This window comes from Bordetella ansorpii (assembly GCF_900078705.1).
In the GTDB taxonomy this organism is placed as follows: Bacteria; Pseudomonadota; Gammaproteobacteria; order Burkholderiales; family Burkholderiaceae_B; genus Bordetella; species Bordetella ansorpii_A.
Genome location: NZ_FKIF01000007.1, coordinates 1 through 25,109, shown reverse-complemented (window position 1 = coordinate 25,109; position 25,109 = coordinate 1). Strand labels below are relative to the sequence as shown.

At 68.8% G+C, this 25,109-nt stretch carries 16 protein-coding genes; 13 read left to right on the top strand and 3 right to left on the bottom strand.

Annotation, left to right across the window (positions count from 1 at the left end; all coding sequences use genetic code 11):
* Nucleotides 1–150 precede the first annotated feature (150 nt).
* The gene (locus A6745_RS15765) at nt 151–1,017 is read right to left on the bottom strand and encodes a CheR family methyltransferase (protein WP_066129000.1); all 867 of its coding nucleotides are present in this window, start codon (nt 1,015–1,017) and stop codon (nt 151–153) included.
* Nucleotides 1,002–4,172 (bottom strand): response regulator, encoded by a 3,171-nt coding sequence (locus A6745_RS29570; protein ID WP_082853103.1) that lies wholly within the window; start codon nt 4,170–4,172, stop codon nt 1,002–1,004. The genes A6745_RS15765 and A6745_RS29570 overlap by 16 nt, the downstream gene beginning before the upstream one ends.
* A gap of 231 nt (nt 4,173–4,403) precedes the next feature.
* Between A6745_RS29570 and A6745_RS15755 the strand changes: the two genes are divergently transcribed.
* The 8 genes from A6745_RS15755 to A6745_RS15720 all read left to right on the top strand — a co-directional run bounded on the left by A6745_RS15755 (nt 4,404) and on the right by A6745_RS15720 (nt 12,126).
* The gene (locus tag A6745_RS15755; protein WP_066128996.1) at nt 4,404–6,011 is read left to right on the top strand and encodes an MDR family MFS transporter; all 1,608 of its coding nucleotides are present in this window, start codon (nt 4,404–4,406) and stop codon (nt 6,009–6,011) included.
* Between the two features lie 3 nt (nt 6,012–6,014).
* Complete coding sequence (locus tag A6745_RS15750) at nt 6,015–6,464, top strand: MarR family winged helix-turn-helix transcriptional regulator (RefSeq protein WP_156513423.1); 450 nt, start codon at nt 6,015–6,017, stop codon at nt 6,462–6,464.
* Nucleotides 6,465–6,687: 223 nt separating this feature from the next.
* Entirely contained in the window at nt 6,688–7,464 is a 777-nt protein-coding gene (locus A6745_RS15745; RefSeq protein WP_066128990.1) for an endonuclease/exonuclease/phosphatase family protein, read from the top strand.
* Complete coding sequence (clsB, locus tag A6745_RS15740) at nt 7,461–8,678, top strand: cardiolipin synthase ClsB (protein WP_066128982.1); 1,218 nt, start codon at nt 7,461–7,463, stop codon at nt 8,676–8,678. The genes A6745_RS15745 and clsB overlap by 4 nt, the downstream gene beginning before the upstream one ends.
* Before the next feature lie 19 nt (nt 8,679–8,697).
* Nucleotides 8,698–9,780, top strand: coding sequence for a lysylphosphatidylglycerol synthase domain-containing protein (locus A6745_RS15735; RefSeq protein ID WP_156513422.1), 1,083 nt, complete (start codon nt 8,698–8,700; stop codon nt 9,778–9,780).
* Nucleotides 9,777–10,913: a DUF3182 family protein gene (locus A6745_RS15730; RefSeq protein ID WP_066128977.1), complete on the top strand. Its 1,137-nt coding sequence runs from the start codon at nt 9,777–9,779 to the stop codon at nt 10,911–10,913. Before A6745_RS15735 ends, A6745_RS15730 begins: the two co-directional genes overlap by 4 nt.
* Nucleotides 10,897–11,649: an alpha/beta hydrolase family protein gene (locus A6745_RS15725; protein WP_066128974.1), complete on the top strand. Its 753-nt coding sequence runs from the start codon at nt 10,897–10,899 to the stop codon at nt 11,647–11,649. Before A6745_RS15730 ends, A6745_RS15725 begins: the two co-directional genes overlap by 17 nt.
* A gap of 201 nt (nt 11,650–11,850) precedes the next feature.
* Entirely contained in the window at nt 11,851–12,126 is a 276-nt protein-coding gene (locus A6745_RS15720) for a hypothetical protein (protein ID WP_066128969.1), read from the top strand.
* Nucleotides 12,127–12,465: 339 nt separating this feature from the next.
* Here the strand turns inward: A6745_RS15720 and A6745_RS28730 are convergent, their stop codons facing one another.
* On the bottom strand, nt 12,466–12,669 hold the full coding sequence (locus A6745_RS28730; RefSeq protein ID WP_197488171.1) for a hypothetical protein: 204 nt from the start codon (nt 12,667–12,669) through the stop codon (nt 12,466–12,468).
* Between the two features lie 197 nt (nt 12,670–12,866).
* On the opposite strand from A6745_RS28730, the gene glgA reads away from it, so the two are divergent.
* The 5 genes from glgA to glgX all read left to right on the top strand — a co-directional run.
* Nucleotides 12,867–14,426 carry a glycogen synthase GlgA gene (gene glgA / locus A6745_RS15715; protein WP_066128964.1) on the top strand — a complete coding sequence of 520 codons (1,560 nt, stop codon included), beginning with the start codon at nt 12,867–12,869 and terminating at the stop codon, nt 14,424–14,426.
* Nucleotides 14,427–14,441: 15 nt separating this feature from the next.
* On the top strand, nt 14,442–17,723 hold the full coding sequence (locus tag A6745_RS15710) for an alpha-1,4-glucan--maltose-1-phosphate maltosyltransferase (RefSeq protein ID WP_066128961.1): 3,282 nt from the start codon (nt 14,442–14,444) through the stop codon (nt 17,721–17,723).
* An 18-nt stretch (nt 17,724–17,741) separates the two neighbouring features.
* A complete protein-coding gene (gene treS, locus A6745_RS15705) occupies nt 17,742–21,095 on the top strand; it encodes a maltose alpha-D-glucosyltransferase (RefSeq protein WP_082853102.1) in 3,354 nt (1,117 codons plus the stop codon).
* Between the two features lie 211 nt (nt 21,096–21,306).
* The gene (gene glgB / locus A6745_RS15700) at nt 21,307–23,556 is read left to right on the top strand and encodes a 1,4-alpha-glucan branching protein GlgB (protein ID WP_082853101.1); all 2,250 of its coding nucleotides are present in this window, start codon (nt 21,307–21,309) and stop codon (nt 23,554–23,556) included.
* 6 nt (nt 23,557–23,562) lie between these two features.
* The coding region (glgX, locus tag A6745_RS15695; protein WP_066131263.1) for a glycogen debranching protein GlgX at nt 23,563–25,109 on the top strand (1,547 nt) is incomplete at its 3' end.

The following is a 25,109-nucleotide window of genomic DNA, read 5'->3' as shown; positions in this document are numbered from 1 at the left end:
AGTGGAAATAAGGAAACTTCGGGACGATACAGATATTGCCGCGATTGCGCCAATCGACCCATTGCATTGACCGGGTCTCGAAGCGCCACACGCCGTCCGTCGCTTCCCTGCCGGCCGGGCACGGTCATGTGCCCGGCCGGCGCATTGTGTTCAGATACGCTGGTACACCTTCTCGTCGGCGTGGAACTCCGCGAAACGGTCGGCATGGGCGGTAAAACGTATGGTCTCCTTGCTGCCCAGCCCCAGGAAGCCACGATGCACCAGGGCCTCGACGAACAGTCCGGTGGCGCGGTCCTGCAACTCGCGATTGAAATAGATCAGCACGTTGCGGCAGGACACCAGGTGCACCTCCGAGAACACGCTGTCCGTGGCCAGGCTGTGATCGGCGAATACGATCTGCTTGCGCAGCGCCGGGTCGAAACGGACATAGTGATCGTCGGACGTGTAGTAGTCGGACAGGTCGTGGCAGCCGCCGGCCAGCACGTAGTTGCGGTTGAACTGCCGCGCGCGGTCGATCGGGTAGATGCCCGCCTGCGCGGCCTTCAGCGCGTCGGTGTTGATGTCGGTGGCGTAGATCAGGCTGCGTTCCAGCATGCCCTCTTCATGCAGCAGGATGGCCAGCGACCAGACCTCTTCGCCGCTGCTGCAGCCCGCCACCCAGATCTTGATGGACGGATAGGTGCGCAGCACCGGCAGCACCTGCGTGCGCAGCACCAGGAAATAGGCCGGGTCGCGGAACATCTCGCTGACCTGCACCGTGAGGTACTGCAGCGACTGCGCGAACACCGCGGGCTCGTGCAGGATGCGGTCCTGCAGCCGCGACACCGTGGCGCAGCCGAAGTGCTCCATGGCGCTCTGCACGCGGCGCAGCATCGACGCCTGCGAATAGTCGCGGAAGTCGTGCTGGTAGCGCTGGTAGATGCCTTCGAGCAGCAGTTTCAGTTCGATGTCCGGCAGCGATTGCTGGCGCGCGTCCGGCGCCGCCGCGTCGTTCGGGGGCGTTACTTCGGCATCCATACTCGGCACAGTGACACCAGTTTCTCGACGTCGATGGGTTTGGCGATGTAGTCGTTGGCGCCCGCCTCCAGGCAACTGCGGCGGTCATCGGCCATGGCTTTGGCCGTCAGCGCGATGATGGGCAGGCGCGCGTAGGCGGGCTGCCGGCGGATCTCGCGCATGGCGGTCAGGCCGTCCATCTCGGGCATCATCAGGTCCATCAGGACCAGGTCGATGTCATCGTGCGCGGCCAGGCGGTCCAGCGCCTGGCGGCCGTCGCGCGCCACGATCAGCTTGGCGCCCAGCGGTTCGAAGATGCTGGACAGCGCATAGACGTTGCGCACGTCGTCTTCGGCCAGCAGGATGCGGCGGCCCTCGAACACGGCATCGCGCTGGCGCGCCTGGGCCAGCAGGCGCTGCTGGTCCTGCGGCAGCGCCGCCTCGATGCGGTGCAGGAACAGCGACACCTCGTCCAGCAGGCGTTCGGGCGACTTGGCGCCCTTGATGATGATCGAACGCGAGTAACGGCGCAGGCGCTGCTCTTCGTCGCGGGTCAGGGCGCGCCCCGTATAGACGATGACGGGCGGGAAAGCGTACTTCTCGCCGTTGGCCATCTGCTCCAGCAGGTCGTAGCCGGAGGCGTCGGGCAGCATCAGGTCCATGACCATGCAGTCGTAGTGACCGGCCGCCAGGTATTCCAGGGCCTGGGCCACCGTGCCCGTGGTGGTGATCTCCACGTCGCCGGCCTTCAGCATCAGGCCGATGCTTTCGCGCAGCACGGCATCGTCTTCCACCACCAGCACGCGGCGCACCTGCTGCTGCAGGCGGGCCTCGACTTTCTGGAAGGCCTCCAGCACGGATTCACGCGCCACGGGCTTCAGGGCATAGCCGACCGCGCCCAGCTCCAGCGCGGTCTGCAGGTGATCGTGGACCGACAGCATGTGCACCGGGATGTGGCGGGTGACCGGATCGCGCTTCAGGCGCTCCAGCACGCTCAGGCCGGACTGGTCGGGCAGGTTCACGTCCAGCAGGATGCCGCTGGGCTGCTGGCTGCGCGCCAGGGCCAGGGCTTCCTCGCCGGTGACGGCATGGATGCAGTCGAAATCCAGTTCGTGGGCCACTTCGTACAGCACCCCGGCAAAGCGTTCGTCGTCCTCGATGACCAGGACCAGGCGCGGCCGCTGGCGGCGCTCGCGGTCGTCGTCCAGGCGGCGCGGCAACGGCGCGCCCGGCACGGGCTTGGATGCGCCACCGGGCGCGTAGGCGGTGACCGCGGGCTTGCTGGCCGCGGCGCTGGCGGCCGCGATGGCCGCCATCTCGGCTTCGGCCGCGGCCTTGGCGGCCGGCGTGACGGCCGGTGCCTCGTTCTCCATCACACCATCGCGCGAATAGGTGCCGGCCTCCAGATCCGTGGCCACTTCCAGCGTGAAGGTGCTGCCACGCCCCGGCTCGCTGGCCACCCGGATCTCGCCGCCCAGCAGGCGCGCCAGTTCGCGCGAGATCGACAGGCCCAGGCCGGTGCCGCCGTACTTGCGGCTGGTGGTGCCATCGGCCTGGCGGAAGGCCTCGAAAATGATGTCCTGCTGGTCGGGCGCGATGCCGATGCCGGTGTCGCGCACGTCGAAGGCCACCCTGTCGGCGCCCGCGGGGCGCACGCGCAGCGTGACGCTGCCCTTCTCGGTGAACTTGAACGCGTTCGACAGCAGGTTCTTCAGCACCTGCTGCAGGCGGTTCGAATCGGTGGTGAAGGTGGCCGGCGTATCGGCGTCGATCTCGATGTGCATCGCCAACCCGCGATCGCGCGAGATGGGTTCGAAGACGGACTGCAACGGCCGCAGCACGCTCGCCACCGACACCGGCTCGGCCACGATGTCGACGTGGCCGGCCTCGATCTTGGACAGGTCCAGGATGTCGTTGATCAGCGTCAGCAGGTCCTGGTTGGAGGCATGGATGGTCTGGGCGTAGCGGCGCACCTCGTCGCTGCTGAGCGCGGCCGAATCGTGCCCGGACAGGATCTGCGCCAGGATGAGCGAGCTGTTCAGCGGCGTACGCAATTCGTGCGACATGTTCGCCAGGAACTCGGACTTGTAGCGGTTGGCGCGCGTCAGTTCGTCGGCGTTGGCCTCCAGCGTGCGCTGCGCGCGCAGCAGATCCTGCTTCTGACGTTCCAGCCGGTTGGCCTGCTCTTCCAGCCGGACATTGGTCTGTTCCAGCTCGCTCTGCTGGTCTTCGAGGCGGCCTTGCGAATCGCGCAGCGCGCGGCTCTGCTCTTCCAGTTCCTCATTGGTGACACGCAGCTCTTCCTGCTGCGTCTGCAGGGTCTCGCGCTGGCGCTCGGTCTCTTCCAGCGCGTCCTTCAGGCGCTGGCGGTACATGGCGGCGCTCAGCGCCTGTCCCATGTCCTCGGCCAGGATGCGCATCAGCTCGATGACGCGGTCCATGTCCATGTCGGTGCTGACAAAGCCCAGCTCGACCACGCCCACGATGCGGCCCTCGGCCGTGACCGGCGCGATCAGCAGGCGGCGCGGCGCGGCGGCGCCGGTGCCGCTGCTGATGCGCACGTGATCCGACGGCACGTCGTCGACGACCAGGGGCTTGCCGTCGCGCGCCACCTCGCGGGCCAGGCCCAGGGTGCCGGCATCGCCATCCGGGGCGTCGAAGGCATAGCCGGACACGAAGCCCAGGCGGCCTTGCTCATGGGTGTACAGCGCGGCCACCTGGGCGTTGACGTAGCGCGCCAGCACCTGCAGCATGCCCCGCCCGACGGACGCCAGCTCCAGTTCGCCCAGCATGCCGGCGGCCATGTCCGACTGCCCGCGCTGCAGCCACAGGAGGCGCTCGGTGCGCTCGCGCGCGCCGATCACCGCGTAGGCCAGGTAGGCCACGCTGAATACGGACAGGATGTTGATGATCCGATTGGCGACGCGGACCTCGACGAGGGTCGTGGCCAGCGGGAACAGGCCCACGATCAGCAGCACGGCCTGCACCGCGGCCAGCATCAACGGCAGGTTGCGGTTGCGCTGTTTGACGGACAGCAACTGCGGAATCACGTAGAAGACCCAGACCGTCAGGCCGGTGACCGCCACCATGTCCAGGGTGAAGATGACGGCGGTGAGGCCCCAGACCGCGGCCACGATCGTCAGGTCTTCTTGCTTCTGCTGTTGGGAATACGGCATGTCGGTGTTTTTTGCGGGAACGGACGCGTGGTCGCGCCTGGGCGTCTGCCCGGGTGAGGGGGATAGTAGCCGAAGCCGGCCACAGCCGGTGGCCGCGTCTCATCCGCGTGAGAATCGGACGGGGCGTCCGCCGGATCGTTGCGCGAAACGGACGCCCCTGCGCGAGCGGGTAATAGCCCTATCCGGGAAAACGCTATAATTGTTGATCGGTCAATTATTGATTTGTCACAAATGCCGCCAACCATCACCCTAGATGCCCCGCATTCGGCGGGCCAGCTATTGCCGTTCCGCCAGTCGCTGATGGCCATGCTGGGCATGTGCTTCGTGATCATGCTGGTGGCGGTGGATCAGACGGTGGTGGGCACGGCGCTGCCGACGATCGTGTCGGAACTGCATGGTTTCAACCTGTATGCCTGGGTGGCAACGTCCTACCTGCTGACCTCGGTGATCACCGTGCCGATCTTCGGCCGGCTGGGCGACTACTACGGCCGCAAACCCTTCGTGGTGGCGGCCATCATCTTGTTCACCGTGGCCTCCGTGCTGTGCGGCGCGGCCCAGAGCATGCCGCAACTGGTCGCGGCCCGGGCACTGCAGGGCGTGGGCGGCGGCATGTTGGTGGGCACGGCCTTCGCCTGTATCCCCGATCTGTTTCCCGATACCCGGGTGCGGCTGCGCTGGCAGGTGATGGTGGCCTCGGCCTTCGGCATCGCCAACGCCGTCGGCCCCTCGCTGGGCGGCATCCTGACCGAGCAGTACGGCTGGCGTTCGGTGTTCTATGTGAACCTGCCCATCGGCCTGTTGGGCGCGTGGTTCGTGCTGCGTCACATGCCGCACCTGCGCCAGCACAGCGGCGGCAGGATCCGGCTCGACTGGCCGGGCGCCCTGCTGATCACGGCGGCCCTGGGCTCGCTGCAACTGCTGGTGGAACTGCTGCCCCAGGATGACGCGGGCGGCGCCGTCACCCTGCTGGCGGTGGGCAGCGCAGCGGCATTCTTCGCACTGTACGCCTGGGAGAAGCGTTGCGATCATCCGATCGTTCCCGTCGGCATGCTGCGCGACCGCAACCTGGCCATGCTGTTCATGATGGCGCTGCTGGTGGGCACCACCATGTTCACCCTGCTGTTCTACGCGCCGCTGCTGATGCAGGGCGGCTTCGGGTTGTCGCCTCAGCAGGCGGGCCTGCTGGTGACGCCGCTGGCGGCCTTCATCACGGTGGGCAGCATCGCCGGCGGCCGCGTGATCCCCCGCCTGGCCAATCCCAACCACATCCTGTACGCGGGCTTCGCGCTGCTTGCGGCGTCGTGCATGGGCGTGCTGGCCAGCGACCGCGCCACGGCGCACTGGCTGCTGGCCCTCTACATGATGCTGGGCGGGCTGGGCATGGGCTTCGTCATGCCGACCCTGACCATTTTCACGCAGCACGCGGCAGGCCGGGCCCATCTGGGCATCGCCACGGCGCTGCTGCAATCGCTGCGCATGATCGGCGGCATGGTCGGCACGGCGGTGGTCGGCACGGTGGTCAGCCATCTGTATGCCAGCCGTACCGCGGCCACGCTGGGCGGCAGGGTGGACGCCGCCAGCCTGGAACAGTTGTCCGATCCGCGCGTGCTGGTCGACGCCGAAACGCAGGGCCGCTTGCTGACGCAATGGGCCGGCCAGGGCGTGGACGGCACGGCCATGCTGGACACCGCCCGCCAGGCGCTGGTGACGGCGATTCATGGGGGCCAGGTGATCGCCCTGGTGGTGGCGCTGGCCGCCCTCTGGTGCGTGTATCGCGCGCCCAGGGTACATTTGGCGCTTCCGGGCCGTTCCCAGAGCCCGAAAAGCGCCGGAGAATAAGCATTGCCGACACCACAACAGGGTCTGCTGGTGGTCCAGCACGTGGGCCAGACCTACCGCGCCATGCAGAGCACGTTCAGCAGCCGGGTCGGGCACCCGCTCCCGCGCTGGCGCATCCTGTATAGCCTGTACGAACTGGGCAGCAGCTCGCAGAAAGTGCTGGCCGAACGTTGCCGGCTGGATCCCGCGTCGCTGACGCGGCAGTTGCAGGCCATGCAGAAGCTGGGCTGGATCGAGCGCGCGGTGGACGCCGGCGACAACCGTCTGACCAATGCCTCGCTGACCCAGGCGGGCCGCGACGTGGTCGAGGAAGCCCTGCCGCGCCGCGCGGCCTTCTTCCGCGAAATGCTGGAGGGGCTGTCCGCGGAACAGGTGGCGATGCTGAACGACGCCCTGAGCACCCTGGAACGCAACGCCGAGGCCGCCTCGGGCCGGGGCCGGCCGGCGGCGTGACGCCGGGGCCCGCCTGACCGCCGCCGGCGGTAATAAATTCGCCTCGCTTGCCCGCGGGCCGTGCCGACAGGCAGCGGTCCGCCCGGCGCGGGCGCGGCACGACGCCGCCCTCGAGCTTGCGCGGCGCAGCAATTTCAAGGGCTTAGGCGCTGCCCGCCCTGCGACGCGGCATTGCGGGCACGCGGCTTGCTGAGTCGTCGGCCAGTCAGGTCGCGGAGCGCGCATGCCAGAACAACATACCCCGCAGAAATCCCACGCCGGGCCCTCGCAGCAATTGCGGGTGCTCAGCGTCAATATCCACAAGGGTTTCACCTTCTTCAACCGCCGTTTCATGCTGCCGGAGCTGCGCGACGCCATCCGGCAGGTCGGCGCCGACATCGTGTTCCTCCAGGAAGTCACGGGCGAGCACCAGCAGCATGCCCTGCGGCTGGCCGACTGGCCCAAGACCTCGCATTATGAATTCCTGGCTGACACGATCTGGACGGCGCACGCCTACGGACGCAACGCCGTCTATCCGGACGGACACCACGGCAACGCCGTGTTGTCCAAGTTCCCCATCGTTTCTTTCGACAATCACGACATCAGCGTCGGCAAGCACGAGGCCCGCGGCCTGCTGCATTGCGTGATCCGGCCGCATGACACCGACGTGCACCTGCTTTGCGTGCACCTGGGGCTGCTGGAGACGCACCGCCAGGAGCAGTTGCGCCGCCTGCGCGATTTCGTCGCCACCCTGCCCGCTGGCGAACCCGTGGTGATCGCCGGGGATTTCAATGACTGGCGGCTGCGGGCCGACCGGGTGCTGCACGGTTGCGGCGTCCGCGAGATCCACCACGGCGTGCGGCCGCGCCCGGCGCGGACCTTCCCGGCCCGCTGGCCGGTCCTGCGGCTGGATCGCATCTATGTGAAGAACGTCAGGCACTGCAAGCCGGTGCCGCTGTCGGGCCAACCCTGGTCGAAGCTGTCCGACCATGTGCCCATTGCCGCGGAGGTATCGGCATGAATCCCCAATGGCGCAACGATACGGAATTCGAATTGCTGGAGAACGGCGAGGAGTACTTTCCGCGCGTGCTGGAAGAGATCGGCCGCGCGCGCAAGGAAGTGCTGGTCGAGACCTTCATCCTGTTCGACGACGAGGTGGGCCGCGCGCTGCGCGAGGCCCTGATCGCGGCCGCCGGGCGCGGCGTGTCCGTGGACGTGACGGTGGACGGCTACGGCAGCGAGGCGCTGACGGCCGATTTCCTGGAAGGCCTGGTCGAGGCCGGGGTACGGTTCCATTTCTTCGATCCGCAGCCGCGCCGCCTGGGCGTGCGCACCAATGTGTTCCGGCGGATGCACCGCAAGATCGTGGCCATCGACGATACGCTGGCCTTCGTGGGCGGCATCAACTTCGGCGCCGATCACCTGCTGGCCTCCGGACCGGAGGCCAAGCAGGATTATGCCGTGGCCGTGCGCGGCACGCTGGCCGCCGACATCGCCCGTTATGCCCGCGAGGCGCTCGCCACCCCGGCGCGGCGCGCGCCCGGCCGCGGGCGGGCCGCGCTGGCGCCGCGGGACGGCGGCCAGCGGGCCGCGGCGTGCCTGGTCGTACGAGACAACGACAGGCACCGGGACGACATCGAGCGCCATTACCGTGCGGCGATCCGGCTGGCCAAGCGCGACATCCTGCTTGCCAACGCCTATTTCTTTCCCGGCTACCGGTTGCTGCGCGAGCTGGCGAACGCCGCCCGGCGCGGGGTGCGCGTACGGTTGATCATGCAGGGCGAGCCGGACATGCCGGCGGCGAAGGTGGCCGCCCGCATGCTGTACGACTACCTGTCCGAGGCGGGCGTGGAGATCCATGAGTATTGCACCCGTCCGCTGCACGGCAAGGTGGCCTGCATCGACGACAGGTGGGTGACGGTGGGGTCCAGCAACCTCGACCCGTTCAGCCTGGCGCTGAATCTCGAAGCCAACGTCGTGGCCTACGACGCCGGTTTGAACCAGGCATTGAGGGCCAGGCTGGACACGCTGCTGCGGGAGCATTGCCAATTGGCGCCGCGGGCATCGCGGTCGGCCCGCAGCCTGCGCAAAGTGTGGGTCGGCGTGGTGGTGTTCCACTTCCTGCGCCGGTTTCCGGCCTGGGCGGGCTCGTTGCCCGCCCACAAGCCCCGCCTGCAGTCCGTGGACGCGGAAACCCTGGCCGCGCTGCCCCAGGAAAACGGCTCGACGCCCTGAGCGGCAGAGGTCAAACAACATGAATACCATCACATCGGCCAACCCTGCCAATGGCGCCCCGGCGATGAGCGCCGCGACGGCGCGCCGCGATGGCGGCGCCCAGGACAGGCTTACCGCCCAACGAGGCGGTCAGTCCGGCGGCCAGCGCAAGAAAGGCCGCTGGACCCGTTGGTTCAATATCTTCATCTGGGTGGTGGCCGCGTTCGCCCTGGTGGTGATCTTCAACCTGGCGCGCAATGTCGACTGGCGAGCCGTGCTCAAGGCCATTCATTCGATTCCGTCCACCACGCTGCTGCTTGCGGCGGGACTGGTGGTGGTCGGGTATGTGGCCTACGGCAGCTTCGACTTGCTGGCGCGGCGCTATGTCGACAGGAAAATGCCCGCCGGCCGCGTGCTGGGCATTGCGGCCATCAGCTACGCACTGAACCTGAACGTGGGCGTGCTGATCGGCGGCCTGGCGGTGCGCCTGCGCCTGTACGCCAGCCTGCTGGGGCTGCGGCGCTCGACCATCCTGCGCATCGCCGGATTCAGCGTCACCACCAACTGGATTGGCTACGGGCTGATCGCGGGCGCGGTGTTCGCAAGCGGGGTCACGCCGATCCCGTCTTCGTGGAACGTCGGCGGCACGGCCCTGCGCGCGGCCGGCGTGGTGCTGATGGCCGGCGGGCTGGCCTACATCATCGCGTGCTGGCGGATGAAGCGGCGGCACTGGACGGTTCGCGGCCACCGCATCGTGATACCGAGCGGCCGCACCGCGCTGATCCAGTGCGGCCTGGCGATCCTGTCCTGGGCGACGATGGGCGCCATCATGTATACGCTGCTGCAGGCCAAGGTGCCCTACCCCACGGTGCTGGGCGTGCTGCTGTGCACCAGCATGGCGGCGGTCATCGTGCGGATTCCCGGCGGCCTGGGCACGACCGAGGCCATCTTCGTGGGCGCCCTGGCGGGACAACTGCCGGCGTCCCAGGTGCTGGGCGCCGCGCTGGTGTATCGCGCGCTCTATGCCCTGCTGCCGCTGTGCATCGCGGGCGCGTCCTACCTGATCCTGGAGGCGCGCCAGGGTGTGCGCGCGGTGCAGCGAAACCGGGAGTCCTCGACATGAGCCCCTTGCCCGAACCGGAGCGTGGGCAGGCGGCGGGCATCGCCGTGGCGCATCCGCGCCGCTCGTCGGCATCCGAGCACGAGATCGCCAGCCATACCGTGCTGGCCAGGCGTCTTGCCGGATTGCTGGATGCGGCCTACGACGAATACGATGCCGTCACGCTGAGCGGACGGCGCGTGTATTACGTGCCCGCGCATACGCTGATCGGCCAGGCGCAGGCCGACGCCCTGGGCATCGCCAGCGAAGATCATCTGTATGGCGGAGTCGTGCCCTACGCCTACGTCGCGACCAAGGCCATCTCGCACCCGCTGCACCGCGCGCACGACGCGCAGCCGCCGGGCTGGGCCGCCGGCCTCGGCGAGGAGCTGGGCGAAGCGGTGCTGCCCGGCTACACCGCCTTTTCGCTGGCGGACGCCTCGGCCGCGGCCCTGGCCTTGCTGCGCGATGGCCCCATCCGGCTGAAACTGCCGCAAGCCAACGCCGGCCGAGGCCAGACGGTCGTGCGCGACGCCGGACAGCTGCAGGCCGCGCTGGCGGGCTACGATCCGGCCGACGTGCGCGCGCACGGCCTGGTGATCGAGACCAACCTGGCCGGCGACGTCCAGACTTTCAGCGTGGGCAGTGTCCGCGTTCCCGGGTGGCAGGCCGTCTATGTGGGCACACAGGAAGTGACGCGGGACAACAGCGGCGCCGAGGTGTATGGCGGCTCGACCCTGCGGGTGGTGCGGGGCGGCTACGAGGCATTGCTCGACAGCGGCCTGTCGGACGACGAACGCCAGGCCGTGCAGTTGGCGCGCCACTACGACACGTGCGTCCAGCGCCACTATCCGGCTATTCTGGCTTCGCGCCGCAACTACGACGTCGCGCTGGGCGCCGACGCCACGGGCGCGCGCCGCATGGGCGTACTGGAGCAGTCGTGGCGCGCGGGCGGCGCGAGCCTCGCCGAAATCGCCGCGCTGGAGGCCTTCAAGGCCGACCCCGCGCTGCGCAGCGTGACGGCGCGGACCCGTGAACGCTATGGTTCCGGCCACGCCCGCCCGGCGGACGATGCGCTGGTGTTCCACGCGGAAGACAGCGCGGTGGGCTTCATTTCCAAATCAGGAAGGGTTACGGCGTATGGCGGCGCAGAGTGAGGAAATCCGCATCGCGGTCAATGGGCAGGAGTTGGCGGGCACCCTGCTGGCGCCGGCGGCCAAGATGCCCGGCATCCTGTTCGTGCACGGCTGGGGCGGCGACCAGCGCTTCGATCTGAAGCGCGCACGCGGCATCGCGGGCCTGGGCTGCGTCTGCCTGACCTTCGACCTGCGCGGTCACGCCGCGACCGAGGCCCAGCAACAGCAGGTCACGCCCGAAGACAATCTGCGCGACGTGCTGGAAGCCTACGACACGCTGGTATCGCATCCCGAAGTGGACACGTCCGCCATCGCGGTGGTCGGCAGCAGCTACGGGGGGTACCTGGCCGCCATCCTGACCGGATTGCGGCACGTGCGGTGGCTGGCCCTGCACGTGCCGGCGCTGTATCGCGACGATACCTGGGCCATGCCCAAGGCGGGCTTCGATCGCGGCATCCTGCGCAATTACCGGCAAGGTCCCGTGCTGCCCTCCGACAACCGGGCCCTGAGCGCGTGCGAGGCGTTCGGCGGGGACGTGCTTCTGGTGGAGGCCGAACACGACGATTTCATTCCGCATGCCACCATCATGAGCTACCGCAATGCTTTCATGGCGGCGCACTCGCTGACCCATCGGCGGCTGGACGGCGCGGACCACGCCCTGACCGAGAAAGTCTCGCAGCAGGCCTACACGTCGATCCTCAGCGGATGGATCACCGAGATGGTGGTGGGAGCCCGGGTGGGCGGAAGGAATGGCTGAAGGCCCGCTGCCTTGCCGCGCAAGGCCCCCGCGACCCCCGGGCGCACTCCTTCCGCTTTCGGGCGGCTGCCTCGGCGGTCCCGCCGCGGCAGGGACAGGCGGCGGGGGGTTTCCCCCCTGCGTGAGGCGGGGCCGGGTACGCGGCTTGCTTCACTGCGCTGAACCCGGCCGCGGCCGGCCGCGACCCACCAAGGAGCAGCCATGAATCCCTTCACGGACCCCGACCTGAGTTCGCCGCGCTACAGGGCCGTTCGACCCAATGTCGGCCCCAGCGACTCTTCCGACTCCGCCAGCGACATGCCGCCGGGCATGGACAGCGACACCGATGCCCAGGGCACCGGCGAGCGGGACAGCGTGAACCCGCGCCGCGGTGGCAGGCCAGCCGACGTGGCGCCCGATGAGATCGTCGACGAAGATGAGGCGGGCGTTTCCCACGCCAGACCCGATCCCGTCAGAAACGGCGGCGATGCCGCCTGAAGGCTTCCTGTTCCGCGCCTTCCCCCGCCGCGCTTGCCGAACGCTTCGTCATACCAGGGCGGCTCGCCACTGACACCCATGATGATGGCTTCGCGCCAGACGCTGCCCCCGTGCCGTGTCCTCGGGGTGCGGCAGGTGGGCGACCTTGGCGCGGGCCGCTCCAGAAACGGGAGGCGCGATGGCCGGCGAAGCGTGGCCGGAATGGCGGCGCCTGCGAGCAAGGACCGCGCCCTGCGCCCCCCCTTGCCAGACCTCGGGTTTCGCCTGGAAGAAACCGCACTGGACACGAGTGTCAAAATTACAAACGCAGTGCAACACGCCCCTGCGCGGGCAACTTTTTCACACGGCCGCCGCGGCGCGGGACTTTTTTGGGTTTTTCTGCTTCTTCGCGCAAAAAACCCGTTTGCGCGCGATCGCCAAGGGCTCGCCCTCGTCTGCCGATTGGCGCGCCGCCGCATTTTGGGGAACGTGCTTGCCGCCAGGCAAGAGAATGCGGGATGCGCCGCTGGCTGTACAAAAAAACAGCAAAAGTAAAAAAAGCATGAAATTCCTGGATTGACGACACATACGTATCAACCATTCCGTATTCAAGAAGTTTTCGTATCGTTGATCTGACAAATTCCTGTCGCCACCCGTCCGACGTGTCCCCCTGTGCGGCCGCAGGCACGCTGTTTGCTCTACAGCGCTACCGGCCTATTTCGCCTCGCCCTTTTCGAGGCCCTTTTTCCAAGGAAGACACGATGGTGACGCTCAACACGCTGATGGTGGCCTCGGAAGCCTTTCCCCTCGCCAAATCCGGTGGCCTGGGAGATGCGGTGACGGGCATGACCTGCGCCCTCCGAGACGCAGGCTCATCGGTGGAACTGCTGCTGCCCGCGTACCGTGGCGTACTCGACAATTTGCGCGAGACGCACCCGCCGGAACGCCTGTCCGGACTGCCGGGCGGGGAAGCCACGCTGCACCGCGGCTACTGCCGCGACACCGGCATGGCGGTCCACGCCCTGCGCAACGACGCGCTGTATGACCGCGCCGGCCTGTATGTGGACGAAAACGGCGTCGACCACCCCGACAACGCCATGCGCTACGCCGCGCTGGCGCACGCCGCCGTGCGGCTGTGCCTGGGATTGCCCGGGCGCCGCCGGCCCGACGTCGTGCACGCCCATGATTGGCATGCCGGCCTGGTGCCGCTGCTGGTCCGTGCCGTCGGACTGCGCTATGTGAAGACGGTATTCACCATCCACAATCTGGCGTTCCAGGGCCTGTTCGACCTGGACCAGGCGCACGACCTGGGGGTGCCGGCCGACTATTGCGGTCCGGACGGCGTGGAGTTCTGGGGAAGGATGAGCTTCATGAAGGCCGGCATCCGTTATGCCGACCGCGTCACCACGGTCAGCCACACCTATGCCCGCGAGATCCTGACGCCGGAATTCGGCTGCGGCCTGGACGACCTGCTGCGCGCCCGCAGCGCCGAACTGCTTCCCGTGCCCAATGGCATCGACGACGTGCTGTGGAACCCTGCCGAGGATCCGGCGCTGGGCCGCTGCCGCTATGACGTGGACAATCTTCGCAACAAGCGCCGCTGCAAGTCGGCGCTGCGCCTGGCCTTTGGCCTGTCCGACGAGGTGGACGGCCCGCTGCTGGCCATGGGCAGCCGCCTGACGCACCAGAAAATGGCCGACGTGGTCGTGGAAGTGCTGCCGCGGGTACTGAAAGCGCATCCCGATCTGCAGGTGGTGATCCTGGGCCAGGGCGATCCGGCCATCGAGCGCCAGTTGCAGGAGATCGAAGCGCAGTATCCGGAGCGTTGCGCCGTGCGCATCGGATACGACGAGCACACCGCCCACCGCCTGCATGCCGGCGCCGACATCCTGTTGCACGGCAGCCGTTTCGAACCGTTCGGGCTGACCCCGCTGTACGCTATGCGCTATGGCACCCTGCCCATCGGCTCGCGCGTCGGCGGCATGGCCGACACCATCCGCGATCCGCGCGACGGCGAGCACCAGGCCAACGGCATCCTGTTCGATGGCGATACGCCGCAGGCCATGGCCGAGGCCATCGGCCGCGCCGTGCGACTGTATGGCCAGTCCACGCTGTGGCGTGGCATGCAGGCCAACGGCATGACGGCGGATTTCAGCTGGCGCCAACCGGTGCAGCAGTATGCCGACCTGTACGCGCGCCTGGCCGCCTGGCCCGCCACGTCGCGCGTGCCCGCGGCTCGCCTGCGCCAGGTCGCTCCCGCCGCGCCGCTGCCGCAGCACGCGCCCGACCTCGGCGTCGCGCCGTTGCAAGCCGCCGCGTAACCGGGGATTGTCGAGATGACCGCTGCGCAGCCCGCTCCTGCCGTTCGCCCGTCGTATGCCGCGCCGGGTGCGTGGCGTATCTGTTATGTCCATGCCGCCGACATCGGCGCGCCGGACGACGACACCGCCTGGAATGCCGTGTGTGCGCGCGCGCGGGCCGCAGGCTTCGACATGCTGATGTGCGCGCCGCTGTGGCGCCTGCCCGAGGGCGGGCGCTCGTTCGCGCCGCTGGACGCCGATCAATGCGATCCCGCCTTGCAGGCCGGACTCTCCATGGAAGCCGCGCTGCGCAAGCTGGTGGACGCCGCCGCGCGCCACGGCCTGGACCTGGCGCTGGACCTGATGGTCGATCGCGTGGCCGTGGACGCCGTGCCGGGCACGCTGGATCCCGCGTGGTTCCGCACCCAGGCCGATGACCACGACCGCGATCCGCGGCAGCCGGCCGCCGAATGGGAAGTGCTGCGGTTGCGCGACGGGCCGCCCGCGCCCGCGTTCCTGCATCAGTGGCAAGACCGCCTGTCGCGCTGGATACGTTGCGGCGTGAAGGGCTTCCGTTGCCTGGATCCGCATCACCTGGGCGGCGAGGCCTGGCGTCAGTTGCTGGCGCCGCTGCGCCAGGAGTTCTCCGATGCGCGCTTCTTCGCCTGGACGCCGGGCCTGGATCCCTGGCAGGTCCAGGACCTGCGCCAGGCCGGGTTCGACGCGGTGTATTCCTCCCTGCCTTGGTGGAACCTGCGCGCGCCGTGGCTGGCGCAGGAGGACCTGCGCCTGCGCGCGGTCGCACCCGTCATCGCCATGCCCGAGGCGCCCTTCGAGCAGGCCGACCCGCGGCGCTTCGAGCGTGCCATGTGGGCGGCGGCGGTCAGCGGCGACGGCATCATGGTCATGCCGCGTGGCGATACCCAGTGGGACGTGGCCGGCCAGGCCGTGCGCTGGCGGGCGGAGACCCCGCTGCGCGGCACGATGCGCCTGGCGGTCGGCGACCGCGGCTATTGCACGGTGCTGCTGCGCGATGGCGTACGCAACGGCGCGGCCAAGGAAGGCGCCGCGCACGCGCTGCTGATCAATCCCGACGACACCGGCCCTGCCCGCGCCGGCTGGAGCGGCGCGGCCAGCCTGCTGCCCGGCGCGTTGCTGCATACCCTGCAGGACCCCGGGTCCGCGCTGCTGCCGCCAGGCGGATTCAGGCTGGAGAACACCGACGGCCTGCCTCAGCCCTCCGAAGCCCATACCCGCCCCGCCACCGGCAGGCCCGATCCGCGCCAGACCCCCCGCATCGCCGTGGAAGCGGTCAGTCCCGTCATCGAGCACGGCGCGCTCAGTCCCAAGTGCGTGGTCGGCGAGACGGTCCGCGTGCAGGCCGACATTTTCGTGGACGGCCACGACCAACTGGCCGCCGAGATCCAGTGGCGCGCCACCGACGAGACCGCGTGGCAGGTGGCGCCGATGCGTTTCGTGGACAATGATCGCTGGCAGGCCGAGGTGCTTCCCCGGCGCAACGGGCCGCACGAGTTCCGCGTCGTGGCCTGGATGGACGAATGGGAAACCTACCGCACCGAGCTGCGCAAGAAGCATGCGGCGGGTCTGCGGCTGGAGCTGGAACTGCGCGAGGGCGCCATCAAGCTGCGCGAAGCGCTGCTGGCGGGCCGGCAGCACCACGACGAGGCGCGCAATCGCGTGGACGCTGCGCTGGCGGCGCTGGCCGAGGCGGCTCGGGCAGCGAGGGCGGACGGCGAAAGCGCCGGCGCCGGCAAGGACGAACCCCTGGTTGCCCTGTCCGATGCGGTCCAGGACAGCCTGGTCGCGATCATGCTCGACCTGGAACTGGCTCGTGCGATGGATGCCGTGGCGCCGCGCCCTTTCCTCTATGAAAGCCCCAGCCCCTACCCGCTCTGGGTGGATCGCCGCGCGGCCGCCTTCTCCAGTTGGTACGAACTGTTCCCGCGTTCGCAATCCGCCACGCCCGGCCGCCACGGCACCTTCGACGACGTGCAGGCCCGCCTGCCCGACGTGCGCGCCATGGGCTTCGACGTGCTGTATTTCCCCCCGATCCACCCCATCGGCCGCGCGCACCGCAAGGGCCCCAACAACAGCCTGCAGGCGGGCGAGAACGATCCCGGCAGCCCCTACGCCATCGGCTCGCCGGACGGCGGCCACGACGCCATCCATCCCGAACTGGGCACGCTGGACGACTTCCTGCGTCTGGTGCAGGCCGCGCGCGAACACGGCATGGAACTGGCGCTGGACTTCGCCATCCAGTGCTCGCCCGACCATCCCTGGCTGGCGCAGCGTCCCGAATGGTTCACGCGGCGCGCCGACGGCACCATCCGCTACGCCGAGAATCCGCCGAAGAAGTACGAGGACATCGTCAACGTCAGCTTCTACCGCAACACGGCCAAGCGCGCGCGCGTGCTGCCGCTGTGGCGCGCGCTGCGCGACGTGGTGCTGTTCTGGGCCGAACACGGCGTGCGCATTTTCCGCGTGGACAACCCGCACACCAAGCCCCTGCCCTTCTGGGAATGGATGATCGCGGACATCCACATGCGCCATCCCGACGTGATCTTCCTGTCGGAAGCCTTCACGCGGCCCAAGATGATGTACCGGCTGGCCAAGATAGGCTTCACCCAGTCGTACACATACTTCACCTGGCGCAACGACAAGCACGAGATCGCCGCCTATCTGGAAGAACTGGCGGGCGAACCCGTGGCCGACTTCTTCCGCGCCAACTTCTTCGTCAACACGCCCGACATCAATCCCTACTACCTGCAATGCGGCGCGCGCTCGGCCTTCCTGGCGCGCGCGGCGCTGGCGGCGCTGGGGGCCGGGTCGTGGGGCCTGTACAGCGGTTTCGAGCTTTGCGAATGGCAACCGGTGCCCGGCAAAGAAGAGTATCTGGACTCTGAAAAGTACGAGCTGCGCCAGCGCGACTGGGACGCGCCGGGCAACATCAAGGCCGAGATCGCGCAGCTGAACGCGATCCGCCAGGCCAATCCGGCGCTGTGGTCGCAGCGCGGCTACCGCACCGTGCCCAACGGCAATCCGCACATCCTCAGCTTCATGAAGGCCACCGCCGACGGGGGCAGCACGCTGCTGGCCGCCATCAACCTGGATCCCTACAACGTCCAGCACACGGGCCTGCAAGTGCCGTTCGACGCGCCCGTGCGCAGCGGCCGGGACACCGTGCAGGCCGAAGACCTGCTCGATGGCGGCGCCGCCGTCTGGCACGACGGCCGGTCGGATATCGCGCTGCATCCCGGCAGGCCTTACCGCATATGGCGCCTGACCGCGCCCGACTGAACCAGGGAGACTGCCCGCATGACCCACCGCAAGACCTCCCCCGCCCTGCCCGCGCCGTCCGCCGCCGCGCCTGCCTCCCAGCATGGCGCCGGCGACCTCTGGTACAAGGACGCCATCATCTATCAGCTGCATGTGAAGTCGTTCTTCGACGCCGACAACAATGGCGTGGGCGACTTCGCGGGCCTGCTGGAAAAGCTGGATTACATCGCCGAGCTGGGCGTCACCGCCGTCTGGCTGCTGCCCTTTTACCCGTCGCCGCGCCGCGACGACGGCTATGACATCGCCGAATACCGCGGCGTGCACGAGGACTACGGCTCGATGGCCGATGTGCGCCGCTTCATCCGCGCCGCGCACGCGCGGGGCTTGCGCGTGATCACCGAGCTGGTGGTCAACCATACGTCCGACCAGCATCCGTGGTTCCAGCGCGCCCGCGCCGCCAAGCCGGGCTCGGCGGCGCGCAAGTTCTATGTGTGGTCGGACGACGACAAGGCCTACGCCGGCACCCGCATCATCTTCCTGGACACGGAAAAGTCGAACTGGACCTGGGACCCCGTCGCGGGCGCCTATTACTGGCACCGTTTCTATTCGCACCAACCCGACTTGAACTACGACAATCCGCAGGTGCTGAAGGAAGTGCTGTCGGTGATGCGCTTCTGGCTGGACATGGGCGTGGACGGGCTGCGGCTGGACGCGGTGCCCTATCTGGTGGAGCGCGAAGGCACCAACAACGAGAACCTGCCCGAGACGCACGCGGTGCTCAAGCAGATCCGCGCCGTGATCCAGGCCGAGTATCCCGGCCGCATGCTGCTGGCCGAGGCCAACCAGTGGCCGGAGGATGCCAAGGAGTACTTCGGCGACGGCGACGAGTGCCACATGTCGTTCCACTTTCCGCTGATGCCGCGCATGTACATGGCCATCGCGCAGGAAGACCGCTTTCCCATCACCGACATCATCCGCCAGACGCCGGACATCCCCAACAATTGCCAGTGGGCGATCTTCCTGCGCAATCACGACGAGCTGACGCTGGAGATGGTGACCAGCGAAGAGCGCGATTACCTCTGGAACATCTACGCCGCCGACCGGCGCGCCCGCATCAACCTGGGCATCCGCCGCCGGCTGGCGCCGCTGCTGGAACGCGACCGCCGCCGCGTCGAGCTGATGAACAGCCTGCTGCTGTCGATGCCGGGCACGCCCGTGCTGTACTACGGCGACGAGCTGGGCATGGGCGACAACATCCACCTGGGCGACCGCGACGGCGTGCGCACGCCGATGCAATGGTCGTCCGACCGCAACGGCGGATTCTCGCGCGCCGACCCTGAGCGCCTGGTGCTGCCGCCGCTGCGCGGACCGCTGTACGGCTATGAGTCCGTCAACGTCGAGGCCCAGCAGCGCGATCCGCATTCGCTCTTGAACTGGACGCGCCGCATGCTGGCCACGCGGCGCCAGACACAGGCCTTCGGCCGCGGCGCGCTGCACTTCATCTATCCGGGCAACCGCAAGATCCTGGCCTATCTGCGCACCTGGGAGGACACGTCCATCCTGTGCGTGGCGAATCTGTCGAATACCGCGCAGCCCCTGGAATTGAAGCTGCCCGACTACATCGGCCGCACGCCGGTGGAGATGCTGGGCAACACCCCCTTCCCGGAGGTGACGGACCAACCCTACCGCCTGACGCTGCCGCCCTACGGTTTCTACTGGATGGACCTGCGCCAGGACGTGGCCCCGCCCTCGTGGCAGACGCTGCCCCCCGAGCAGGCGCCGGCCGAGTACCCCACGCTGGTGCTGCGCGGCAAGGGCCTGGCCTTCACCGACCCGTCGCGACGCGTGCTGGAAACCGAGATTCTGCCGGCCTATCTGGCGCGCCAGCGCTGGTCGGGCGTGCAGAAGGCGGACGAGCCGGTGCGGCTGACCCACGCCCAGTGGCTGGCGGCCGACACCGACCTGTACCTGGCCGAGATCGAACGCGACAACGGCAAGCGCTACCTGCTGCCCCTGGCCGTGTACTGGACCGCCGAGCAGACGCCGCAGCAGGCGCTGGCGAAGGTGCGCCGCGTGGCCCAGGTGGGCACGCTGTGCGACGCCATGTACGAGCCGGCCTTCGTGCGCCGCCTGGTGTCCCTGCTGGCGGCGGGCGAAACCCTGCTGCTGGACGGCGCCGACGGTGCGCTGGAATTCCTGCCCGAACCGGGGTGGGAATTGCCCGGCGATGCCGAACTGCGCTGGGTGACCGCGGAGCAGTCGAACAGCTCGGTCGTCGTCGGCGGCCAGGCCGTCTTCAAGCTGCTGCGCACCGTCCAGCACGGCGACACGCCCGAGGCCGAGATGACGCGCCACCTGACGCGGGCGGGCTATGCCAACACGCCCGCGCTGCTGGGCGAGATCCGCCGCACGGGCGCGGGCGCCCCGGCGCAGACCGTCGCGCTGATGCACCAGTACATCATCAACCAGGGCGATGCCTGGGGCTGGAGCCTGGATTTCCTGAAACGCGCGCTGGACAACGCCACGCTGTCCGGGTCGGACGCCGATGAATTCGAACAGAGCCTGAACGGCTACGCGACGATGGCCACGACCATCGGCCGCCGCCTGGGCGAGCTGCACGCCGTGCTGGCGCGCGAGGAGGCGCCCGAGGCCTTCCGGCCGGCCAAGGCCAGCGCGGCCCAGGCGCGCCACGCGGGCGACGAGGCGGTGGCCGAACTGGACCGCGCGCTGAAGGCATTGAAACAGGTGCGGGACGATCTGGAACCCGCGTCGCACGCCTGCGTGCAATGGCTGTTCGAGCATCGCGACCGCATCGCCGCCATGCTGCGGCGCCTGGCCGAGGCCGAGATCGGCCTGCCGCGTTTGCGCATCCACGGCGACTTCCACCTGGGCCAGGTGCTGATCGCCCAGACCGATGCCTATCTGATCGACTTCGAGGGCGAGCCCGCCGCCACGGCGGACCAGCGGCACGGCCGCGCCAGCCCGTATCGCGACGTGGCCGGCATGCTGCGCTCGTTCGACTACGCGTCGGCCACGCTGTCGCGCGCGGATCCGCTGGGCGGCGCGCCCACCGATTTCGCGGCCGGCGCGGTGGATGCCGACGGCCATGCCACGGCCTCTCACGAGCGCCGCGAGGCCTTGCTGGAGCGCTTCCGCCAGAGCGCGGGCCAGGCCTTCCTGGCCGGCTACCGCGAGGCGGCGGCTTCGATACAGGCGCCCGAGGGCATCGAACGCGACCTGCTGCGCCTGGCGCAGATCCAGAAGGCCGCCTACGAGGTCCGCTACGAAGTCCTGCACCGCCCCACCTGGATCTCCATACCCCTTTGCGCGCTGGGCGAGCTGTGCCGCTCGGCGCTGTTGGACGCCGCCATCGACGAGGAACGTCAACCATGAGAACGCACGGCCGCCCGAAGTTCACATATCCCCCACGGGGGGACGGCGCATGGCGCCAAGGGGGCAACATGCCAACGCACGGCCGCCCGAAGTTCACATATCCCCCGCGGGGGGACGGCGCATGGCGCCAAGGGGGCAGCATGCCAACGCACGGCCGCCCGAAGTTCGAAATCCCCCTCGGGGAAACGGCGCGCAGCGCCAAGGGGGCGACATGATTTGCACGTCCGCCCCTCAGTCCGATGCTTCCGGCGGGGCCGCGCCGGCCGGACCAGCGCCGCATGGGCAAGCACCCGGGCTGCCGCAGTCCGAGGTGCAAGCCCTGCAGGCAGGCACCCATGACAACCCGTTCGGCGTGCTGGGTCCCCATCGGGTCGACGGCCAGGGCATCCTGCGCGTGCTGGCGCCCGAGGCCAGCGCCGTACGCGCCGTGCTGCCCGATGGCACCTCGATCGCACTGGCGCAGCAGGCCGAGGGGTTGTACGCCGCCCGTATCGACGCGCTGCATCCCGGCGACCCGGGGGCCTACCAGTTGCTCATCACGCACGGTGGCCACGAGCAGCTCGCGCACGATCCCTACGCCTTCGGCCCGTCCATCTCCGACAGCGACCTGCAGTTGCTGTCCGGCGGCTCCTGGCTGCACCTGTCCGACTCGCTGGGCGCGCATCCGATGTGCCTGGCGGAAATCAGCGGCGTGCGGTTCTCGGTGTGGGCGCCCAATGCGAGGCGCGTGGCCGTGGTCGGGGATTTCAACGGCTGGGACGCGCGCCGGCACGGCATGCGCCGCCGCCACCAGGCAGGCGTCTGGGAAATCTTCATCCCCGGCGTGCCGGCCGGCGCGCGCTACAAGTACGCCATCACCGGCGCCGACGGCGCCCAGCACATGAAGGCCGATCCGCTGGCGCGCGCCACGGAAGAATCGCCCGCCACCGCGTCGGTCGTGCCCGACGCCCGCGCCTTCCACTGGACCGACGAGGACTGGATGCGCGGCCGCGCGGCCCGCCAGGCCCCCGATGCGCCGATGTCGATCTACGAGCTGCACGTCGGTTCGTGGGTGGACGAGCCGGGGCCGGGCAGCCTGTGGACGCGCCTGGCCGCCAAGCTGCCGGGCTATGCGCGCGCCATGGGGTTCACGCACGTGGAACTGCTGCCGGTGGCCGAGCATCCCTTCGGCGGCTCGTGGGGCTACCAGCCGCTGGGCCTGTTCGCCCCGAGCGCGCGGTACGGCACGCCGGCCGAGTTCGCGATGTTCGTCGACCGCTGCCACGAGGCCGGCGTGGGCGTGATCCTGGACTGGGTGCCCGCCCACTTTCCGAACGACGCGCACGGCCTGGTGCAGTTCGACGGCACGGCGCTGTACGAGCACGCCGACCCGCGCGAGGGCTACCACCCCGACTGGCACACCATGGTCTACAACTATGGCCGCAACGAGGTGAAGGCTTTCCTGGTGGCCAGCGCGCTGGAATGGCTGCGCCATTACCACATCGACGGCCTGCGCGTGGATGCCGTGGCCTCGATGCTGTATCGCGACTACAGCCGCAAGGCGGGCGAATGGGTTCCCAACCAGTACGGTGGCCGCGAGAACCTGGAGGCCGTGGCCTTCCTGCGCGACCTGAACCTGGCCGTGGCGCGCGAATGCCCCGGCGCCATGACCATCGCCGAGGAATCCACGGCCTGGCCCGGCGTGACCGCGCCCGTGGCCGAGGGCGGACTGGGCTTCGACTACAAGTGGAACATGGGCTGGATGCACGACACCCTGCGCTTCATGTCGCACGACCCCATCCACCGCAGCCATCATCACAACGACATGACGTTCGGGCTGATCTACGCCTATTCCGAACGTTTCATCCTGCCCCTGTCGCACGATGAAGTGGTGCACGGCAAGGGCTCGCTGCTGCGCAAGATGCCGGGCGACGACGCCGCGCGCCTGGCCAACCTGCGCGCCTACTACGGCTTCATGTGGGCGCATCCCGGCAAGAAGCTGCTGTTCATGGGCGCAGAGCTGGGCCAGGACACCGAATGGAACCACGACGGGTTCGTTGCCTGGCACCTGCTGGACCGCCCCGGCCATCGCGGCCTGCAGCGCGCCGTGGCCGACCTGAACCTGCTCTACCGCGACCTGCCCGAACTGCACAAGCGCGATGCCGATCCCAACGGCTTTGCCTGGATGGTCGGCGACGACAACGCCAACAGCGTGCTGGCCTTCGTGCGCACCGACGGACGCCGCCACCTGCTGGCCGTCAGCAACTTCACGCCGGTGGCGCGCCACGACTACCGCGTGGGCGTGCCGCAGGCTGGCGTCTGGGCCGAGCGCTTCAACAGCGATGCCGAGCCCTACGGCGGCGGCGGCATGGGCAATGGCGGCCGGGTTCGCACCGGCGACGTCCCCGCCCACGGCCAGGCGCAATCGCTGTCCCTGACCCTTCCCCCCATGTCCACCCTGTTGCTGCGCCACGAAGGATAAGAACAAATGCCCTCCTCCTCACGATTGACGGCCGGCCGGCCCTATCCCCTGGGCGCCAGCAGCGACGGCCTGGGTGTGAATTTCGCCGTGTTCTCGGCCAACGCGACGCGCATGCAGCTCTGCATCTTCGACGCCTCGGGCCGCAAGGAACTGCAGCGCCTGGACTTTCCGGAATGCACCGACGAAGTCTGGCACGGCTATCTGCCCGGCGCGCGGCCGGGACTGGTGTATGGCCTGCGCGCCTATGGTCCCTACGAGCCCGACGCGGGCCATCGCTTCAATCCCCACAAGCTGCTGCTGGACCCGTACGCGCGCCAGATGAAGGGCACGCTGCGCTGGAACGATGCGCTGTTCGGCTACCGCATGAATCACCCGCGCGCCGACCTGGCCATGGACCGCCGCGACAGCGCCGCCGCCATGCCGAAGGCCGTGGTGGTGGACGAGGCCTTCAACTGGGGCCGCACGTCGCAGCCGGGCACGCCTTGGGAAAACACCGTCATCTACGAGATGCACGTGCGCGGCTCCTCGATGCAGCGCGACGACCTGGAGCCGCCGCTGCGCGGCACCGCCGAGGCGCTGTCCGACCCCTGGTTCATCGAACACCTGCAGCGCATCGGCGTCACGGCCGTCGAACTGATGCCCACGCATGCGTTCCTGCAGGACCGCTTCCTGGTCGAACGCAACCTCAGCAACTATTGGGGCTACAGCACGCTGAACTTCTTCGCGCCCGAACCACGCTATGCGCCGGGCGGCGGCGACGACCTGCGCCGCGCCGTCCGCCGGCTGCACGCGGCCGGCCTGGAAGTCATCCTGGACGTGGTCTACAACCACACCTGCGAGGGCAACGAACTGGGGCCGACGCTCTCGTGGCGCGGCCTGGACAACGCCAGCTACTACCGGCTGATCCCCGGAGAGGAGCGTTACTTCATCAACGACACGGGCTGCGGCAACACCGTCAACCTGTCGCACCCGCGCGTGCTGCAGATGGTGATGGACTCGCTGCGCTATTGGGCGCAGTCCTACCAGGTGGACGGCTTCCGCTTCGACCTGGGCACCACGCTGGGCCGTGAAGGCACCGGATTCGATCCCGGCTCGGGCTTCTTCGACGCCATTCTCCAGGACCCCACCCTGTCGCGCCTGAAGCTGATCTCCGAACCCTGGGACATCGGCCCCGACGGCTATCAACTGGGCTGCCATCCGCCCGGCTTCGCGGAATGGAACGACCGCTACCGCGACGGCGTGCGCCGCTTCTGGCGCGGCGACGAAGGCATGCGCGGCGAACTGGCCGGCCGGCTCACCGCCTCCGCCGACCTGTTCGACAAGCGCCACCGCCGCCCCTGGGCCAGCATCAACTTCGTGGCCTCGCACGACGGCTACACGCTGCACGACATCACCGCCTACGAGCAGCGCCACAACGAAGCCAACGGCGAAGAGAACCGCGACGGCCACGGCGAGAACTACAGCCGCAACTGGGGCGCGGAAGGCCCGACCGAGGACGGCGGCATCCTGGACCTGCGCGCCCGCGTGCAGCGCTCGATGCTGGCCACGCTGTT

Coding starts and splice junctions, on each gene's coding strand:
- A6745_RS15765 (WP_066129000.1), bottom strand. CDS start 1,017: ATGGATGCCGAAGTAACGCCCCCGAACGACGCGGCGGCGCCGGACGCG.
- A6745_RS29570 (WP_082853103.1), bottom strand. CDS start 4,172: ATGCCGTATTCCCAACAGCAGAAGCAAGAAGACCTGACGATCGTGGCC.
- A6745_RS15755 (WP_066128996.1), top strand. CDS start 4,404: ATGCCGCCAACCATCACCCTAGATGCCCCGCATTCGGCGGGCCAGCTA.
- A6745_RS15745 (WP_066128990.1), top strand. CDS start 6,688: ATGCCAGAACAACATACCCCGCAGAAATCCCACGCCGGGCCCTCGCAG.
- clsB (WP_066128982.1), top strand. CDS start 7,461: ATGAATCCCCAATGGCGCAACGATACGGAATTCGAATTGCTGGAGAAC.
- A6745_RS15735 (WP_156513422.1), top strand. CDS start 8,698: ATGAATACCATCACATCGGCCAACCCTGCCAATGGCGCCCCGGCGATG.
- A6745_RS15730 (WP_066128977.1), top strand. CDS start 9,777: ATGAGCCCCTTGCCCGAACCGGAGCGTGGGCAGGCGGCGGGCATCGCC.
- A6745_RS15725 (WP_066128974.1), top strand. CDS start 10,897: ATGGCGGCGCAGAGTGAGGAAATCCGCATCGCGGTCAATGGGCAGGAG.
- A6745_RS15720 (WP_066128969.1), top strand. CDS start 11,851: ATGAATCCCTTCACGGACCCCGACCTGAGTTCGCCGCGCTACAGGGCC.
- A6745_RS28730 (WP_197488171.1), bottom strand. CDS start 12,669: ATGCTTTTTTTACTTTTGCTGTTTTTTTGTACAGCCAGCGGCGCATCC.
- glgA (WP_066128964.1), top strand. CDS start 12,867: ATGGTGACGCTCAACACGCTGATGGTGGCCTCGGAAGCCTTTCCCCTC.
- A6745_RS15710 (WP_066128961.1), top strand. CDS start 14,442: ATGACCGCTGCGCAGCCCGCTCCTGCCGTTCGCCCGTCGTATGCCGCG.
- treS (WP_082853102.1), top strand. CDS start 17,742: ATGACCCACCGCAAGACCTCCCCCGCCCTGCCCGCGCCGTCCGCCGCC.
- glgB (WP_082853101.1), top strand. CDS start 21,307: ATGATTTGCACGTCCGCCCCTCAGTCCGATGCTTCCGGCGGGGCCGCG.